Source organism: Pseudomonas juntendi (assembly GCF_021560075.1).
Classification (GTDB): Bacteria; Pseudomonadota; Gammaproteobacteria; order Pseudomonadales; family Pseudomonadaceae; genus Aquipseudomonas; species Aquipseudomonas juntendi.
In genome coordinates, this window is sequence record NZ_CP091088.1 from 3,868,112 (window position 1) to 3,886,122 (window position 18,011).

The 18,011-nt window shown below is 63.1% G+C and carries 13 protein-coding genes; 6 read left to right on the forward strand and 7 right to left on the reverse strand.

The window, feature by feature from the left end; genetic code table 11:
* Window positions 1-82: 82 nt before the first annotated feature.
* A complete protein-coding gene (locus tag L1P09_RS17965) occupies window positions 83-1,210 on the reverse strand; it encodes a GNAT family N-acetyltransferase (RefSeq protein WP_009686754.1) in 1,128 nt (375 codons plus the stop codon).
* 261 nt (window positions 1,211-1,471) lie between these two features.
* Between L1P09_RS17965 and L1P09_RS17970 the strand changes: the two genes are divergently transcribed.
* On the forward strand, window positions 1,472-2,716 hold the full coding sequence (locus tag L1P09_RS17970; protein ID WP_033691274.1) for a putative porin: 1,245 nt from the start codon (window positions 1,472-1,474) through the stop codon (window positions 2,714-2,716).
* 164 nt (window positions 2,717-2,880) lie between these two features.
* Here L1P09_RS17970 and L1P09_RS17975 read toward each other — a convergent pair whose 3' ends face one another.
* Window positions 2,881-4,002, reverse strand: coding sequence for a beta-ketoacyl-ACP synthase III (locus L1P09_RS17975; protein ID WP_009686756.1), 1,122 nt, complete (start codon window positions 4,000-4,002; stop codon window positions 2,881-2,883).
* A gap of 156 nt (window positions 4,003-4,158) precedes the next feature.
* Window positions 4,159-8,064 (reverse strand): ATP-dependent RNA helicase HrpA, encoded by a 3,906-nt coding sequence (gene hrpA, locus L1P09_RS17980; RefSeq protein ID WP_235767954.1) that lies wholly within the window; start codon window positions 8,062-8,064, stop codon window positions 4,159-4,161.
* 320 nt (window positions 8,065-8,384) lie between these two features.
* Here hrpA and L1P09_RS17985 point away from each other — a divergent pair, with 320 nt between their 5' ends.
* The 3 genes from L1P09_RS17985 to L1P09_RS17995 all read left to right on the forward strand — a co-directional run bounded on the left by L1P09_RS17985 (window position 8,385) and on the right by L1P09_RS17995 (window position 11,332).
* Complete coding sequence (locus L1P09_RS17985) at window positions 8,385-8,549, forward strand: hypothetical protein (RefSeq protein WP_009686760.1); 165 nt, start codon at window positions 8,385-8,387, stop codon at window positions 8,547-8,549.
* A gap of 85 nt (window positions 8,550-8,634) precedes the next feature.
* Window positions 8,635-9,999, forward strand: coding sequence for a glutamine synthetase family protein (locus tag L1P09_RS17990; RefSeq protein ID WP_009686761.1), 1,365 nt, complete (start codon window positions 8,635-8,637; stop codon window positions 9,997-9,999).
* A 25-nt stretch (window positions 10,000-10,024) separates the two neighbouring features.
* A complete protein-coding gene (locus tag L1P09_RS17995) occupies window positions 10,025-11,332 on the forward strand; it encodes an NAD(P)/FAD-dependent oxidoreductase (RefSeq protein WP_064314546.1) in 1,308 nt (435 codons plus the stop codon).
* A 148-nt stretch (window positions 11,333-11,480) separates the two neighbouring features.
* Here L1P09_RS17995 and fadD1 read toward each other — a convergent pair whose 3' ends face one another.
* Both fadD1 and fadD2 read right to left on the reverse strand, forming a co-directional pair.
* Window positions 11,481-13,178 (reverse strand): long-chain-fatty-acid--CoA ligase FadD1, encoded by a 1,698-nt coding sequence (fadD1, locus tag L1P09_RS18000; protein ID WP_009686764.1) that lies wholly within the window; start codon window positions 13,176-13,178, stop codon window positions 11,481-11,483.
* A gap of 361 nt (window positions 13,179-13,539) precedes the next feature.
* Window positions 13,540-15,228 (reverse strand): long-chain-fatty-acid--CoA ligase FadD2, encoded by a 1,689-nt coding sequence (gene fadD2 / locus L1P09_RS18005; protein ID WP_009686765.1) that lies wholly within the window; start codon window positions 15,226-15,228, stop codon window positions 13,540-13,542.
* A gap of 219 nt (window positions 15,229-15,447) precedes the next feature.
* Here fadD2 and L1P09_RS18010 point away from each other — a divergent pair, with 219 nt between their 5' ends.
* Window positions 15,448-16,392, forward strand: a complete 945-nt coding sequence (locus L1P09_RS18010) for an alpha/beta hydrolase (protein WP_047149939.1) — start codon at window positions 15,448-15,450, stop codon at window positions 16,390-16,392.
* Between the two features lie 34 nt (window positions 16,393-16,426).
* Window positions 16,427-16,897, forward strand: coding sequence for a MaoC family dehydratase (locus L1P09_RS18015; RefSeq protein WP_009686767.1), 471 nt, complete (start codon window positions 16,427-16,429; stop codon window positions 16,895-16,897).
* A gap of 57 nt (window positions 16,898-16,954) precedes the next feature.
* On the opposite strand, the gene L1P09_RS18020 is transcribed toward L1P09_RS18015, so the two are convergent.
* Window positions 16,955-17,440: an SRPBCC family protein gene (locus L1P09_RS18020; RefSeq protein WP_009686768.1), complete on the reverse strand. Its 486-nt coding sequence runs from the start codon at window positions 17,438-17,440 to the stop codon at window positions 16,955-16,957.
* 187 nt (window positions 17,441-17,627) lie between these two features.
* Entirely contained in the window at window positions 17,628-17,885 is a 258-nt protein-coding gene (locus tag L1P09_RS18025; protein ID WP_009686769.1) for a DUF2790 domain-containing protein, read from the reverse strand.
* Between the last annotated feature and the right edge of the window lie 126 nt (window positions 17,886-18,011).

Consider the following 18,011-nt stretch of genomic DNA (forward strand, 5'->3'; position numbering starts at 1 on the left):
GGCAAACACCTGTCAGCCCTGAGGCGATCTCTGTGGGAGCTGGCTTGCCAGCGATAGGGCCATTACAAGCAATACAAGTCTCTCAGTCCCGCCGGTAAGGCAACATCCCCCGCGCCTCCTCGGCATACCCCTTCACCCCTTCCCGCTCCTGCACCAGAAAATCCCCCACCGCCCGCCGCAACCCAGGGTGCAGCAGGTAATGCCACGACCGCGTCAGCACCGGCTCAAACCCGCGAATCAGCTTGTGTTCACCTTGCGCACCGGCATCGAAGCGCTGCAAACCTTCGGCAATGGCGAAGTCCATGCCCTGGTAGAAACAGGTTTCGAAATGCAGCCGGTCGAATTCGTCCAGGCAACCCCAATAGCGGCCAAACAAGCTGTCACCCCCCACCAGGCTCAAGGCCATGGCCACATCCCGCCCGCCCTGGCGAGCCATCACTACCCGTAGCGCCTCGGGCATGCGCTCGGCAAGCAGGCTGAAGAACGCACGGGTCAGGTAGGGCGCACGGCGCCGTACGGCATAGGTGTTGGCGTAGCAGCGGAACACGAAGTCCCATTGCGCCTCGTCCAGTTCATTGCCCTGGTACCACCGAAAATCGATGCCCTGCCCCGCCACCTGCTCGCGCTCCTTGCGCATCTGCTTACGCTTGCGCGAGCTGAGGCTGTCGAGAAAGTCCTGGAAGTCGCGGTAGCCGCGGTTTTGCCAGTGAAACTGGCACCCTAGGCGCTCCAGCCAGCCCGGCAGGCCGGCCAACTGCTGGTCCAGCGCCGCATCGGTGAAATTGATGTGGGCACCCGACAGCCCGCCCTTGCCCAGGTACTCAGGTAACGCCTGCAGCAACAGCAGCCCATCGGCCGGGTCGTCGGCCAGCAAACGCGGGCCGCTGACCGGGCTGAACGGGACCGCCCCCAGCAACTTGGGGTAATAGGCAATGCCGGCCCGCTCACAGGCATCGGCCCAACCGTGGTCGAACACGTACTCGCCAAACGAATGCCACTTGCGGTAGGCCGGCAACAGCGCCCGCACCTGCCCGTCACGCTCCAGCACCAGATGCTCGGCAGCCCAGCCCGTCTGGGGTGCAACGCTGGCGCTGTCCTCCATGGCGCTGAGAAAGCCGTGGCGCAGGAAGGGTTGGCCGGCAGGCACCAAGGCATCCCAGGTGGCCGCCGGAAGATCACGCAAATGGGCAAGGCTGTACAGGCTGGTCACGGTTTTGGCTCGCAGTCGGGAGGCGTTCAGTATCCCCAACCCAGGCGCGTCACTCAAATGATGAACGTCAGGCTGCCCCTTTTCTTCTCACTTACTTAACAACAGTGCCACTAATCAGACATTAATCTGTCACTGCCCCTCGCAATACTTGCGCCTGTTTTCCGGAACACCAGAACCTGTCTATTCAGGCCCTTTCCGAAGACATGCCAACACAGGGGCAGGCGCTTGAGCCTCCCCCATTTTTTCAGTAGGGAGAACCTTATGCGTCTTGTTTCTACACTTACCGGAATGAGCCTCACCGGCATGATGCTGGCCCTGAGCGCCCCGGCCAGTGCTGCTGTCGACGCCAAGCTGCTCGAAATGCTGCGCGCCAACGGCTCGATCAACCAGGCGCAGTACAATGAACTGCAAGGCGATCTGGCAAAAGAAACCAAGGAAAAGGCCGACCAGAAAGCTCAGTCCGAACGTATGAGCGCCTTTGAACAAAAAGTGGCATGGGCCGCCAAGACCCAGATCAAGGGCGATGTGCGCCTGCGTTACGAAGACGTCAACGTCGACAACCCGATCTCCCGCAGTGGCAACCAGGACCGTGAGCGCGTACGTGCCCGTGTCGGCTTCTACAGCGAGATCAACCCGCAAGTCGACGCCGGCGTGCGTGTGGCCACCGGCAGCAGCGCCGATGCCCGCTCGACCAACCAGAGCCTGGACAACTACTTCGAGAAGAAATCGCTGTGGGTCGACCTGGCCTACCTCGACTGGCACCCGACTGCCGTGCCCAACCTGCACCTGATCGGCGGCAAGATGAACCAGCCGTGGGTCAGCATGGGCGACATCATCTGGGACAGCGACATCAACCCGGAAGGTGTGGCAGCTACCTACAAGATGAACGTTGGCCCGGCTGAAGTCTTCGGCAGCCTTGGTCACTACAACCTGAAAGACAACGTCGATGGCGACGGCGTGCAGTTCAAGCATGACGCGCAGCTGTACGCAGGCCAGCTGGGCACCAGGTTCAACGCAGCCGACACCGTCAAGGTGACCGTGGGCGGCAGCATCTACGGCTACGACAACGACAAGGCTTCGGCCGCCCTGGCCTCGCTGGGCAACACCACCAACGAGTTCAACCTGGTGGAAGGCTTCGGTCAGGTCGACTTCACCGGCTTTGCCATCCCGCTGTCTGCCTACGGCCAGTTCGTCAAGAATACCGAAAGCACCGACGGCAAGGACAAAGCCTGGCTGGCCGGTCTGAAGAGCAAGATCGGCGCCTGGAGCCTGGACTACAACTACCGCGACGTGCAGCGTAACGGTGTGGTCAGCCTGTTCACCGACTCTGACTTCGGTGCCGGCTTCACAGGTTCGCGTGGCCACAAGTTCAAGGTCGGTTATGAAATCGACAAGAACTTCGGCGTAGGTGCAACCTACCTGATGGCCAAGACCGACTACTCCAACCTGCCCAACAGCAATGCGGACGTGGATACCCTGCAGTTGGACCTGGAAGCCAAGTTCTAAACACGCAATAGCGGGGAATGCCGACCCCATCCGGCGTTTCCCGCTTTTTTTTGCCTGTGAAATAGCTGGGGCTGCTTTGCAGCCCATCGCGACACAAGGCCGCTCCTACAGGGGAATGCGCCCTTTGCAGGTCGGCCCCGGCTATCTCGGATCAGACCAGGTAATCAGCGCTTGCGCAGGATCACACTGCCAATCGAATACCCCGCACCGAACGAGCTCAATACCCCCAAGGCGCCCTTGGCCAGGTCATCCTGGTACAGGTGGAAGGCAATGACCGAGCCTGCCGAGCTGGTATTGGCGTAACGGTCCAGAATCACCGGGGCGTCTTCCTCGGCCACTTCTCGCCCCAGCAGCTTCTTGACGATCAGGTGGTTCATGCTGAGGTTGGCCTGGTGCAGCCAGAAGCGCTTCACATCGCTAGGGTTCAGGCCGTTTTCCTGCAGGTGCTCACCGATCAGTTCGGCCACTTTCGGGCACACCTCGCGGAACACCTTGCGGCCTTCCTGGATGAACAGCTTGTCCGCAGCGCCCTGCCCCTCTTCCGCCGCACGGTTGAGGAAGCCGAAATTGTTGCGGATATTGTTGGAGAATTCGGTCCACAGCTTGCTGCTGACGATATCGAACTGGTGCGCCGAGCTGGCCTTGTCGGCGCGCTCGAGCACCACTGCGGTGGCCGCATCACCGAAGATGAAGTGGCTGTCGCGGTCACGGAAGTTCAAGTGCCCGGTGCACACCTCGGGGTTGACCATCAGTACTGCACGCGCCTGGCCCAGGGCCACGCTGTTGGCTGCGGTCTGGATGCCGAACGTGGCCGAGGAACAGGCTACGTTCATGTCGAAGGCAAAGCCCTGAATGCCCAGCGCCTGCTGCACTTCGATGGCAATGGCCGGGTACGGGCGCTGCAGGTTGGAGCAGGCGACGATCACGCCGTCGATATCGGCAGCCGTGCGGCCCGCACGCTGCAAGGCCTGGTGAGCAGCGGCCACGGCCATTTCGCAAAGCACCGAGGGTTCGTCGTTGGAACGCTCCGGCAGGCGCGGCTTCATGCGCTGCGGGTCGAGGATGCCGGCCTTGTCCATGACGAAGCGGCTCTTGATGCCCGAGGCCTTTTCGATGAACGCGGCATCCGACAAGGGCGCCGCTTCGACTTCGCCACGCTCGATGGCGGCGGCGTTGTCCTGGTTGAACTGCTGGGACCAGGCGTTGAAGGAGGCCACCAGTTCTTCGTTGGAAATACTCTGGGCCGGGGTGTACAGGCCGGTGCCGCTGATCACGACGTTATGCACGGTCGTTCCTCTGTTCGAAGGCCATCGCCACGGGGGCGCTGGCGGGAATAGGACAGCCTAGTGGCACTTTAGTGCCAAGTTAGGGGCGAGGGGCTCACCCGAGAAGGGCCGCCAGGCGGCCCCAAATTGCATCAATACTGCCACAACTGTGGAAGTTTAGCCTTCCACCTGGCCCCACTGCTTGCTCAATCTTTTGTCAGAAATCGGCACTTTGGTGCCCAGTTGCTGAGCGAACAGCGACACCCGGTATTCCTCCAGCCACCAACGGTACAGGGTCAGTTGCTCATCGCGCTTGCCCTCCTGGGCATGCTTGTCGGCGCGGGCCTTGTACTGCGCCCACAGGTTGGCCAGCTCGCCGCTCCATACCCGGTCCTTCTGCACCTGCGCACCGAGTTTCTCCAGGCGCAGTTCCACTGCCTTGAGGTAACGCGGCAGTTCCTTGAACCAGGTGGCCGGGGTTTCGCGCACGAACCCTGGGTACACCAGGTTGCCCAACTGCTGCTTGATGTCATTCAGCGCCACGGCCTGGCTGAGGTCGATCTTGCCCTTGAAGCGCTTCTGCAGGCCGTGCCACAGCTTCAACACTTCCAGCGTCTGCCGGGCCAGGCGCTCGGCGTGCTCGGCCCAACTGCCGCGCTTGCGTTCGGCCAGCCCGGCCAAGGCCGCACCCTCGCGTGGCAAGGGGTGTTCACCCTCGAGGATGCAGCTGTCCAGGCTGGCCAGCAAAATGTCCTCGACCAGCGCTTCGACACGCCCCAGCTCGCGGTACAGCAGGCCCAGTTCGGTCAGCCCCGGCAGCTTGCCCCGCAGGAACTTGGCCGGCTCGGCCAGTTGCTGCAGCAGCAGCCGCTGCAAGGCACGGCGGTGCTGGAACTCGGCTTCGGCCTGGGTCGAGAAGCGGCCTTCGCGCACCGTGCCGTTTTCGTCCACCAATGCCGGGTAGACCGTCATCGACAAGCCGGCGATCTTTTGCTGGGTGGTCTGCGCCACGGGGCTGAAGGCCTTGGCCTGCACCGGCTTTTCGGCGTCAGCCGTGCGCGGTACGGCCAACGCGGCCTGGCTGGCGGCGGCAAAACGGGCAGTCAGCTCGGCCAGGTCGCGGCCCTCGCCCAGGAACTTGCCCTGGCCGTCGACCACCTCGATATTCATGCGCAGGTGGCCCTCGACCAGGCTCACCGACTCGGCCCAGGCCTCGTCGGCTACACGCACACCGGTCATGCGCAGCAATTCCTGGCCCAGGGCCTGGGGCAAGGCCCCCTGGGCGAACGGCATGCGCGCCAGCGACGCCTTGACGAAGTCGGGCACCGGCACGAAGTTCTTGCGCAGGGCCTTGGGCAGGTTGCGTACCAGCGCCACGCACTTGGCTTCGAGCAGGCCCGGCACCAGCCACTCGAGGCGTTCACCCGGCAGGTTCGGCAACAACGGCGCAGGCACGCGCACAGTCACGCCATCGCGCGGGTGCCCCGGTTCAAAGTGATAGGCCAGCGGCAGGCGCAGTTCGCCCACTTGCAGGCTGTCGGGGTACTGGGCCGCCGTGACCTCGCTGGCCTCACGCGCCAGCACGTCCTCTTCGCGCATGATCAGCAGGTTGGCATCCTTCTGGCTGCCCATGCGGTACCAGGCATCGAAGGTGGCGGTCTGGTGAATTTCTTCGGGCAGGCGCGCTTCGTAGAACGCATACAGCGTTTCTTCATCGGCGAGAATATCGCGCCGACGCGCTTTGGCCTCCAGTTCATCAAGCTGCTCCAGCAGGCGCTTGTTGGCCGCCAGGCATTTGGCCCGCGACTGGATCTCGCCGCCTACCAGGCCCTCGCGGATGAACAGCTCCCGCGAGGTGGCCGGGTCGATCGGGCCAAAATGCACCGGGCGCCGCCCGACCAGAATCAGGCCGTACAAGGTGATCTGCTCATAGGCCACGACCTGCCCGCGCTTTTTCTCCCAGTGCGGCTCGAAGTGGTTCTTCTTGACCAGGTGGCCGGCCAGCGGCTCGATCCAGTCCGGTTCGATCCGGGCCACCACGCGTGCATACAATTTGGTGGTTTCGACCAACTCGGCAGCCATCACCCACTGCGGGCGCTTACGCCCCAGGCCCGACGACGGGTGTACCCAGAAGCGCCGCTGGCGAGCTCCCTGGTAGTCGCCCTCTTCGGTCTTGTGGCCGATCTGGCTGAGCAGGCCGCTGAGGAGGGCCTTGTGAAACTTCTGGTAGTCGGACGGTTCTTTGTTCACCGTCAGTTGCAGGTCACGGCAAATCAATGCCAGCTGGCGATGGGCATCGCGCCATTCGCGCAGGCGCAGGTAATTGAGAAAGTGCTTGCGGCACCAGTTGCGCAACGGGTTTGCGGTCAGCGCCTGGCGCTGTTCTTCAAAGCCGCGCCACAAATTCACCAACGCAGCGAAGTCGGAGTCCACATCCTTCCATTGCGCGTGCGCCTGGTCCGCCGCCTGCTGGCGCTCGGGCGGGCGTTCGCGCGGGTCCTGCACCGACAACGCACTGGTGACGATCAACACTTCCTGCAAGCTACCCTGGCGTGCGCCCTCCAGCAGCATGCGGCCCAGCCGCGGGTCGATGGGCAGGCGCGCCAACTGGCGGCCGATAGGCGTCAGCTGGTTCTCGCGGTTGACCGCCGACAGTTCCTGCAACAGGTTGAAGCCGTCGCTGATGGCCTTGCCATCTGGCGGCTCGATGAACGGGAACGCGTCAATGGCACCCAGGCGCAGGTGCAGCATTTGCAGAATCACCGCCGCCAGGTTGGTACGCAGGATTTCCGGGTCGGTGAACGCCGGCCGGCTGTTGAAATCCTCTTCGCTGTACAAGCGCACGCAAATGCCCGGCTCAACCCGGCCGCAACGGCCTTTACGCTGGTTGGCACTGGCCTGCGACACCGCCTCGATGGGCAGGCGCTGAACCTTGGCGCGGTAGCTGTAGCGGCTGATGCGCGCAGTACCGGTGTCGATTACATAGCGAATGCCCGGCACGGTCAGCGAGGTTTCGGCGACGTTGGTGGCCAGCACCACCCGGCGCCCGGTGTGCGGCTGGAAGATGCGCTGCTGCTCGGCCGGCGACAGGCGCGCGTAAAGCGGCAGAATCTCGGTATGGCGCAGTTGCGCCTTGCGCAGGATCTCGGCGGCATCGCGGATTTCCCGCTCGCCCGGCAGGAAGATCAACACGTCGCCAGGGCCTTTGCCTTGGCTGCGCTCATGCTGGGCCAGCTCGTCGAGGGTGGCGAGAATCGCCTGGTCGACCGTCAGGTCGTCCTCGATCTGGTTGCCCTCTTCGTCCTGCTCGCTGGTCAGCGGGCGGTACCAGGTTTCCACCGGGAAGGTGCGGCCAGACACCTCGATGATCGGCGCATTGTCGAAGTGTTTGGAGAAGCGCTCCAGGTCGATGGTCGCCGAGGTGATGATCAGCTTCAGTTCGGGCCGGCGGTGCAGCAAGGTCTTCAGGTAGCCGAGCAGGAAGTCGATGTTCAGGCTGCGCTCGTGGGCTTCGTCGACGATGATCGTGTCGTAGCGTTCGAGAAAGCGGTCATGCTGGGTTTCGGCCAGCAGGATGCCGTCGGTCATCAGCTTGACCAGGGTGTTGGCGTCGCTCTGGTCTTCGAAACGGACTTGGTAGCCGACCAACCCACCCAGCGGCGTACCCAGCTCTTCGGCCACCCGCGCCGCCACGCTGCGCGCGGCAATGCGCCGTGGCTGGGTGTGGGCAATCAGGCCATGGCTGCCACGGCCCAGTTCCAGGCAGATCTTCGGCAACTGCGTGGTCTTGCCCGAACCGGTTTCACCGGCGATCACCAGCACCTGGTGTTCGGCGAGGGCCTTCTTGATTTCGTCGCGTTTGGCGGCGATCGGCAGGTTGTCGTCGTAACGCACGACCGGCACGCTCTGCTGGCGCGCGGTAACCTGGGCACAAGAGGCCTGGACCTTGTCCACCCACTGCGCCAGCTTGGCCTCGTCTGGGCGCTTGCGCAGCTCATGCAATTGCCGCCGCAAGCGGTGGCGGTCGGCAATCATGGCGTGGTCGAGGTTGTGCAGCAATTTGTCGATGGCGTGGTCAGTCATGGGGCTTTTTAATGATGCAGGTGAGCCTGCTTTTTCATGATCGGCATTCTGAGGATGCGCGATTGTCGCAGATTTGCGCCTGTTTTGCTGTCCAGGCTGGCGCGCACCCTGTAGGAGCGGCCTTGCGTCGCGATGGGCTGCGCAGCAGCCCCGTGGATTTGTGCCGGGGCGCAGATTTTGGGGCTGCTACCGCAGCCCATCGCGACGCAAGGCCGCTCCCACAAGGGATCGCACAGTGGCTGAAAGTTTAGCAAGTCCTTATGTAAACGTTGCCATTCACGACTTTAATCACCCTTACGCCGCATGTGAGTATCAAAACCATGACGCCCGCCCAGCCCATCGCCCCACCGTTGCCGCGCCCTTCGCTACCGAAGGCCCGCAGCCGTGCCGGGGAAAACCCGCTGGTGCACATCATCCTCGCCTTCTGGGCCTTGTGGCACTGCCGCCACGCCCGCCCACCGGATACCGCCCTCACGCCGTTGTGACCAAACCCGGCCAGCCTCTGGCCGTTTGCCCCAGCCGGGCCGCCCGCCAGTGCGGTGGCCCTGCGCAGCCGTGAGCGAACCCAACATGCATTTTGCCCCCGTAGAGCACGCCGCCCGTTTTCTGGCCGACAACCCTGATATCGAGTTGTTCGAGCTGTTCATTCTCGACGCCAACGGCGTACCCCGCGGCAAGCTGCTGCACCGCGACGAATTGCTGGCCGTGTACCAGAGCGGCCGGCCGCTACCCAGTACCATTCTCGGCCTGACCCTGAACGGCGACGATGTGGAAAACTCCGGGTTGGTCTGGGATGTGGGTGATATCGACTGCCGCGCCTACCCGCTCGAGGGCAGCCTGACAAGGTTGCCCTGGCGCCGGGTGCCGACCGCCGCGGTGCAGGTGAGCATGCACCCGAGTGAGGGGTTGCCTGCCAGCATCGCCGACCCGCGCCACGTGCTGCTGCGCACCATCGAGGCGCTGCAGGCCGACGGCTACCACCCGGTGATGGCCTGCGAACTGGAGTTCTACCTGCTTGACCAGCAACGCGACGCCCAAGGCCGCCCGCAACCGGCACTGGACAACGATGGCGGGCGCCCGCGCAGCACTCAGGTGTATGGCCTGCGCGAACTGGAACAGATCGAGCCGTTTCTCGCCGATCTGTATGCCGCCTGCAAAGCCCAGGGCATCCCGGCCCGTACGGCCATTTCCGAATACGCCCCCGGCCAGGTGGAAATCACCCTGGAGCACGGTGACGCACTGCAGGCCATGGACCAGGCGGTACGCTACAAGCGCCTGGTCAAGGGCGTGGCCCATGCCCACGGCATGCAGGCCTGCTTCATGGCCAAGCCATTCGCGCACCTGGCGGGTACTGGCATGCACATGCACCTGAGCCTGGCTGACCACGCCGGCACCAATCTGTTCGCCAGCGACGACAAGGCTGGCACGCCGCTGCTGCGCCAGGCAGTCGCCGGCATGCTGCGCCACCTGCGCGAATCACTGCTGCTGTTCTGCCCCAACGCCAATTCGTTCCGCCGCTTCCAGGCCAACAGTTATGCACCACTGGCACCCACCTGGGGCGTGGACAACCGCACCGTGAGCCTGCGCGTACCCGGTGGCCCGGCCAACAGCCGGCATGTGGAGCACCGCATCTGCGGCGCCGATGCCAACCCCTACCTGGCGGCGGCGGCGATCCTGGCAGCCAGCCACCGTGGCATTCGCGAACAGCTGGACCCAGGGGCACCGGTGCAAGGCAACGGTTATGCCCAGGCTACCGAACACCTGCCCACCGACTGGCTGACGGCGCTCGACGCCCTGCAGCAGTCGGCTTGGGCCCGCGAAGCATTGGGCGAGGACTTCCTCGGCGTGTACCTGAAGGTCAAGCGCGCCGAGTACCGCCAGTTCATGGCCGAAGTCAGCGAACAGGACTGGCGCTGGTACCTGCACCAGGCCTGAGCCCCTCAACATTCAAGGAACACCCATGAACGCAGCATTGCACAAAGGCCCGGCGCAGCGCGCGCCGTCCTACTACAGCGCCACCCTCAACGACCCTACCGAGTACCCGCAACTCAAGGGCACGGTGCAGGTGGATGTGGCAATCATCGGCGGCGGCTTCACCGGCGTGGCCACGGCAGTCGAGCTGGCCGAGCGCGGCCTCAAGGTGGCCATCGTCGAAACCAACCGTATAGGCTGGGGTGCCAGCGGCCGTAACGGTGGCCAAGTCACTGGCAGCCTGTCGGGCGACGAAGCCATGCGCTCACAGATGCGCAACCACCTGGGCGCCGAGGTCGATGACTTCATCTGGCACCTGCGCTGGCGTGGCCACCAGGTAATCGAGCAGCGCGTAGCGCGCTACGGCATCGACTGTGACCTCAAGCGTGGCCATCTGCATGCCGCCATGAAACCCTCGCACATGAACGAGCTGCGCGCGTTCGAGGCCGAAGCGCAACGCCGGGGCATGGGCGAGCAGGTTCAAATGCTCGACCGCGCGGCAGTGGCTGAGCACCTGCAGAGCCCACTGTACATGGGCGCCTTGAAGAACCTGCGCAACCTGCACCTGCACCCGCTCAACCTGTGCCTGGGTGAGGCCCGCGCCGCACATGGCCTGGGCGCACTGGTGTTCGAGAATTCCGAGGTGCTGGACATCGTGCATGGCCCGCGCCCGGCGGTGGTTACCGCCCACGGCCGGGTCGAGGCACGCCAGGTGATGCTGGCCGGCGATGTGTACCACAAGCTGGAAAAGCGCCAACTCAAGGGCAAGATATTCCCGGCCATGGGCGGGATCGTCACCACCGCGCCACTGGGCGAACTGGCCGAGCAGATCAACCCCCACGACCTGGCGGTGTACGACTGCCGCTTCGTGCTCGACTATTACCGCCTGACAGCCGACAAGCGCCTGCTGTTCGGTGGCGGCGCCAACTACTCCGGCCGTGACTCGCGGGATATCGAAGGCGAGCTGCGGCCATGCATCGAACGCACGTTCCCGGCATTGAAGGGCGTGCCGATCGATTTCCAGTGGAGCTGCGCCATGGGCATCGTGGTCAACCGCATTCCACAGCTGGGCAAGCTGTCGGACAACGTGTGGTATTGCCAGGGGTATTCCGGGCACGGCATTGCCACCAGCCACATCATGGGCGAGATCATGGCCGAGGCGTTGACCGGTACGCTCGAGCAGTTCGACACCTTCGCCCAGTGCAAGCATGTGCGGGTGCCGATGGGTGACTTGCTGGGCAACCCGCTGCTGGCGGCCGGCATGTGGTATTACCAGATGCTGGAAAAACTGCGCTGAGCCCAAAACCCATGCCTTCGCTGTAGGAGCGGCCTTGTGTCGCGATGGGCCGCAAAGCGGCCCCTGGATCTTGGCATGGGTGCTGAAAGGACGGGGCCGCTTTGCGGCCCATCGCGACACAAGGCCGCTCCTACAGGGGTGCGCAGGGTCAGGCGATCTTCTTCAAGCCCTGCTTCTTCAGCTCTTCATCACGCAGTTCGCGGCGCAGGATCTTGCCTACGTTGGTGGTCGGCAGCGCATCGCGGAACTCGATATGGCGCGGCACCTTGTAGCCGGTCACGTTGGCACGCATGTGCTCCATCACCTGCTCCTTGGTCACGGTCATGCCCGGCTTGACCACGATGAACACCTTGATCACTTCGCCCGACTTCTCGTCCGGCACCCCGATGGCCGCGCACTGCAACACGCCAGGCAAGCCGGCAAGCACATCCTCCAGCTCGTTGGGGTACACATTGAAGCCGGAGACCAGGATCATGTCCTTCTTGCGGTCGACGATACGCATGTAGCCGTCTGGCTGGATCAAGGCGATGTCGCCGGTCTTGAGCCAACCCTGGTTGTCGAGGATCTCGGCAGTGGCCTCTTCACGCTGCCAATAGCCCTTCATGACCTGCGGGCCCTTGATGCACAGTTCGCCAACTTCGCCCAACGGCAACTCGTTACCAGCCTCGTCGATTACCTTGCACAGGGTCGACGGCACCGGAATACCAATGGTGCCGACCTGGTTCGCTTCGGCAGGGTTGACCGTGGCCACCGGGCTGGTTTCCGTCATGCCGTAGCCCTCGCAGATGGCGCAACCGGTCACCGCCTTCCAGCGCTCGGCCACGCTCAACTGCAGGGCCATGCCGCCCGACAAGGTGATTTTCAACGCCGAGAAGTCCAGGGCACGGAACCCATCGTTGTTGCACAGGGCAACGAACAGGGTGTTCAGGCCGACAAAGCCGGTGAACTTCCACTTGCCCAGTTCCTTGACCATCGCCGGCAGGTCACGCGGGTTGCTGATCAACACGTTGTGGTTGCCGATCAGCATCATCGCCATGCAATGGAAGGTGAACGCGTAGATGTGGTACAGCGGCAGCGGGGTGATGAGAATTTCACAGCCTTCGTGCAGGTTCGAGCCCATCAGCGCCCGGCACTGCAGCATGTTGGCCACCAGGTTGCGGTGGGTCAGCATGGCACCCTTGGCCACGCCGGTGGTGCCGCCGGTGTACTGCAGCACCGCCACATCGTTGGCCTGCGGGTTGGCCTCGGTTACCGGCTGGCCCTTGCCCAGTGCCAGCGCAGCGTTGAAACGCACGGCCTGCGGCAGGTGGTAGGCCGGCACCATCTTCTTCACGTACTTGATCACGCTGTTGATCAGCAAGCGCTTGACCGGCGGCAACAGGTCGGCCACCTCGGTGACGATGACGTGCCGGACCTGGGTCTTGGGCACCACTTTCTCAGCCAGGTGGGCCATGTTGGCCAGGCACACCAAGGCCTTGGCGCCAGAGTCGTTGAACTGGTGTTCCATTTCCCGCGCGGTGTACAGCGGGTTGGTGTTGACCACGATCAGCCCGGCGCGTATGGCACCGAACACCGCGACCGGGTATTGCAGGACATTGGGCAGTTGCACGGCAATGCGATCACCCGGCTTGAGGTCGGTATGCTGCTGCAACCAGGCGGCAAATGCCCCCGACAGCGCATACAACTCGCCATAAGTGATAGTCTTGCCCAGGTTGCTAAAGGCCGGTTTGTCGGCAAAGCGTTGGCAGGATTGCTTGAGTACTGCCTGGATATTGGGGAATTCGTCAGGATTGATTTCCGCCGTAATCCCGGCTGGGTACTTATCCTTCCAAAAATGTTCGATCATGGAAGCCCACTCCTTCAGCAACAGCGAAGTTCGATTCACGCGTCATGCGCTTATTATTGATATGAGATGACGGTTCGTTGCAAACCGGATCATCTGAAAGCGGGCCGAGAGTAACAGCTTTGCCTGGGGTCGCCTAGAGGCCAAAACGGGCCTTATGGTCACATAAATGACTCAATGAACGTTTTAGGTCATTTTTAGAGTATTTAGCTTAAAGTGGCAAGCTACAAGCTTCAAGCGGCTAGATAGAGCGCGCCAAAGGCTCTGATTCCACGCTTACAGCTTGTAGCTTGTAGCTTGTAGCTTGTAGCTTGTAGCTTGTAGCTTGCAGCTTGCAGCTTGCAGCTTGCAGCTTGCAGCTGACTCAAGCGATATCCCGCAGCTCCCGGCGCAGAATCTTGCCCACCGGCGTCATCGGCAGGGACTCGCGCAGCACGATGTGCTTGGGCACCTTGTAACCGGTGAAGTTGGCCTTGCAGTAGGCCTTGAGCTCATCCACGCTCAGCCCCCCCTCGCGCGGCACCACGAACAGCTTCACCGCCTCGCCGGAACGCTCGTCGGGCACACCGATGGCCGCACAGTTGGCGACCTGCGGGTGGCCCATCACCACGTCTTCGATCTCATTGGGGTACACGTTGAAACCCGACACGATGATCATGTCCTTCTTGCGGTCGACGATCCGCGTGAAGCCGTCCACGTCGATCACGGCGATATCACCGGTTTTGAACCAACCGTCCGCATCCAGGGCCTGGGCGGTGGCCTCAGGTTGCTGCCAGTAGCCCTTCATCACCTGCGGCCCCTTGATGCACAACTCGCCACGCTCGCCCAACGGCAGCTCGTTGCCGTCATCATCGATGACCTTGAAGGCGGTACCGGCCACCGGGATGCCCACCGTACCCAGCCGGGCCAACTGGCCGTAGGGGTTGGTGCTGGCCACCGGCGAGGTTTCGGTCAGGCCATAGCCTTCGACAATGCGGCAGCCGGTAAGCGCCTCCCAGCGTTCGGCAGTGGCCTTGACCAGCGCCGTGCCACCGGAGTTGGTGACTTTCAGTGCCGAGAAATCCAGCCGGCGAAAACCCGGGTGATCCATCAGCGCCACGAACAGGGTGTTGAGCCCGAGCAATGCAGAGAAACGCCACTTGCCCAGCTCCTTGATGAAGCCGGGAATATCCCGCGGGTTGGTGATCAGCACGTTGTGGTTGCCGGTGACCATCATGCACATGCAGTTCGCGGTGAACGCGTAGATGTGGTACAGCGGCAGCGGCGCGATCATGACCTCCTGGCCATCCTTGAGCAGCTTCTGCCCGTCCGGGCCGTGCTGCGAAAAGCACGCCAGCACCTGCAGCATGTTGGCCACCAGGTTGCCGTGAGTAAGCATGGCGCCTTTGGCCAGCCCGGTGGTGCCGCCGGTGTACTGCAGCACGGCGATGTCGTCCAGGCTCTGCGGCACCGGTTGCGGCGACAGGCCGCGCCCCTGGCGCAGCACCTGCTTGAACGGGAGTGCCTGGGGCAAGTGGTAGGCCGGCACCATCTTTTTCAGCTTGTCGACCACCGTGTTGATCAACCAGCCCTTGGCAGTGGGCAGCAGGTCGCCCATTTTCGCTTCGATCAGGTACTCGATGCCGGTGTCGGGCAACACGGCCTGCACCCGCTTGCCGAACATGTTCAGGTAGACCAACGCCCGCGCCCCGCTGTCATTGAACTGGTGGCGCATCTCGCGCTCGGTGTACAGCGGGTTGGTATTGACCACGATCAGCCCGGCACGCATGGCCCCGAACACGGCGATCGGGTACTGCAGCACGTTGGGCATCTGCACCGCGATACGGTCGCCCGGCTGCAGGTCGGTGTGCTGCTGCAACCAGGCGGCAAACGCGGCTGAATGTCGCTCCAGTTGCGCATAGGTCAGGGTCACGCCCAGGTTGCTGAATGCCGGGCGGTCGGCAAAGCGCTTGCAAGAGCGCTCGAACACCTCGACCACCGAGGCATAGGCATTGATGTCGATGGTGGAAGGCACGCCCGCCGGGCGCTTGTCATTCCAGAAGTCGGCTTGCATTTATTATTGTTCCTCTGCCTGGACCTGCACTGCGTCCTTGGATCCTTGACCTGGTCGCCAACCGGCAAACAGGCGTTGCTTCGACGTTAGCAGGTAAGCCCGGGGTGGCCTATACGCCAAGTGCCGCCATTAACATTGTGAATCTTATTTGTGCCCTTCCTGCAATCGGGCCGGTTGTGCATACACTGTTCCGGTACCCCATGCGCACAAGGAGCCGCCATGCCCCACGACGCCTTCTGGCTGCCCGTCAGCGAGCACTGCCGCCTGTACGTGCACCAATGGCTGCCAGCCTCGCCAGTGAAAGCCGTAGTCCTGCTGGCCCATGGCATGGCCGAGCATGCCGGGCGCTACCAGCGCCTGGGCCTGGCACTGGCCGCGGCTGGCTTTGCCGTGTTCGCCGCTGACCTGCGTGGCCACGGACGTAGCGCCGAGCACGGCAGCCTGGGCCTGTTCAGCCGCCATCATGGCTGGAATGCCGTGGTCGACGACCTCGGCCGGCTGGCCCAGTACATTGGCCAACACTACCCGGGCACCCCGCTGTTCCTGTTCGGCCACAGCATGGGCAGCTACATCGCCCAGGCTTACCTGCTGCACCACAGTGCCAGCCTGCACGGGGCGATCCTGAGCGGTTCCAACTACCAGCCTGCCGCGCTGTACCGCATGGCCCGGCTGGTGGCGCGGCTGGAGGCCTGGCGCCAGGGGCCGCTGGGCAAGAGTGCGGTGATCGAATGGCTCTCCTTCGGCGCGTTCAACAAGGCCTTCAAGCCCAACCGCACGGCATTTGACTGGCTCAGCCGCGACCCGGCCGAGGTCGACCGCTACGTCAACGACCCGCTGTGCGGCTTTCGGTGCAGCAACCAGCTGTGGCTGGACCTGCTGCAAGGCTTGGCGCAGATCAGCCAGCCGGGTAACCTCGCACAGATCGATCCGAACCTGCCGATACTGATAATGGGTGGGGAATGTGATCCGGTCAGTGCCGGCAAGCGTCTCACCCATCTGGCCGACGCCCTGCGCGCCACCGGCAATCGACATGTACAGCTACGCGTCTATCCTGAAGCGCGGCATGAAGTACTCAACGAAACCAACCGTAACGAGGTCACTGCCGACATTGTCGGCTGGCTTGAACAGGCACTGGCCATTGATCGGCCTGTGCGCAGTGAATGACAGCCACCCTCGCCTACCGCTCAAGGAAACCCCGATGTCCCAGGTCACCAACACGCCTTACGAAGCCCTCGAAGTAGGCCAGAAGGCGCAATACCAGAAGTCCGTCGAAGAGCGCGACATCCAGCTGTTCGCGGCGATGTCCGGTGACCACAACCCGGTGCACCTGGACGCCGAGTTTGCGGCCAAGAGCATGTTCCGCGAACGCATTGCCCACGGCATGTTCAGCGGCGCGTTGATCAGTGCGGCAGTGGCCTGCACCCTGCCAGGCCCTGGCACCATCTACCTGGGCCAGCAGATGAGCTTCCAGAAGCCGGTGAAGATTGGCGACACGCTCACCGTACGCCTGGAAATTCTGGAAAAACTGCCCAAGTTCAAAGTGCGCATCGCGACCAATGTGTACAACCAGAACGATGAGCTGGTGGTGCAGGGCGAAGCGGAAATCCTGGCGCCACGCAAGCAGCAGACCGTGGAACTGGTATCGCCACCGAATTTCGTTGCCAGCTGAGCATAGCGCTGGCACTACCGGCCCTGCGGCGGGCGAATGCCCGCCCCCAGGCAACCATCAGTCTGGCATCCGCTGGGTGACCAACTCCACCAGGCGGTCCAGGCTTTCACCCCAGCCCTGGTAGAACCCCATGTCCTCGTGGGCCTTGCAATCGGCAGCATTCCAGTGCCAGGCCCGGGCGGTATAACGGGTTTTGCCCCGTTCCTCGTCCAGGCTGATCACGGCGGTCATGAACGCCTTGTTCGACGGTACCCAGCCGGGGCCAAACGCATCGGTGAACACCAGGCGCCGCGGCGCCGCGATCTCAAGGAACACGCCCTGGGTGGGGTACTCGCTGCCATCCGGCGCCCGCATCAAGGTGCGAAACAGGCCGCCGGGCCACAATTGCATCTCGCATTCCGGGGTGCTCATGCCATGCGGCCCCCACCATTGCCTTAGCCACTCGGGCTCGGTCCAGGCGCGGAACACTTTGGCCGGTGGGGCGTCGATCAGGCGACTGATCAACAACTCATGTTGCGCTTGCGCAGCAGGGGCAAGGCTCATCGGGTGTTGTCTCCGTGGCAGTCAGGGTGGCAGTTCACACAGCAAGGCTGTGCGAATTCCCCACGTCCACGATAGACCAGGCCCGCCCCACGAGGGTGGCCCGCCGAGCAGCGGCTCAGTGCGTTTGGCGATAACGGCCCACGGCGTTCGAGCGCCGCGCGGGGGCGCTCGAACCTCCTGTAGCCGGTCAACCCTGCTGGCAGCCCTCGCCCATGGCACGGTACTGGATGGTATGCACCTGGCCGTGATGGTCTTCATAGGTCATGGTGGCAGGCACCACTTCGCAAACATTGGGAATGGTCGACAGGTCGATTACCCGCTTGATATCCAGGTTCATCGAGTAGTCGTACTGCTGGGCCACTGGCTGGGTGGAGACGGGCTTGGCCTCATCGGCGAGGGCGAACGAGGACATACCGACCAATGCAAGAATCAGTAATGGTTTCATGGTGTTTTGCCTTTTGAGCATTCAAGCTGATCGATTGACTTCTAATGCCGTTTCCGGCGCGGAGAAGTTGCCATCTACGGTGGAGATGGCACGAAGTACCGATCCCGCTTCGTACTGCAGGGGGGA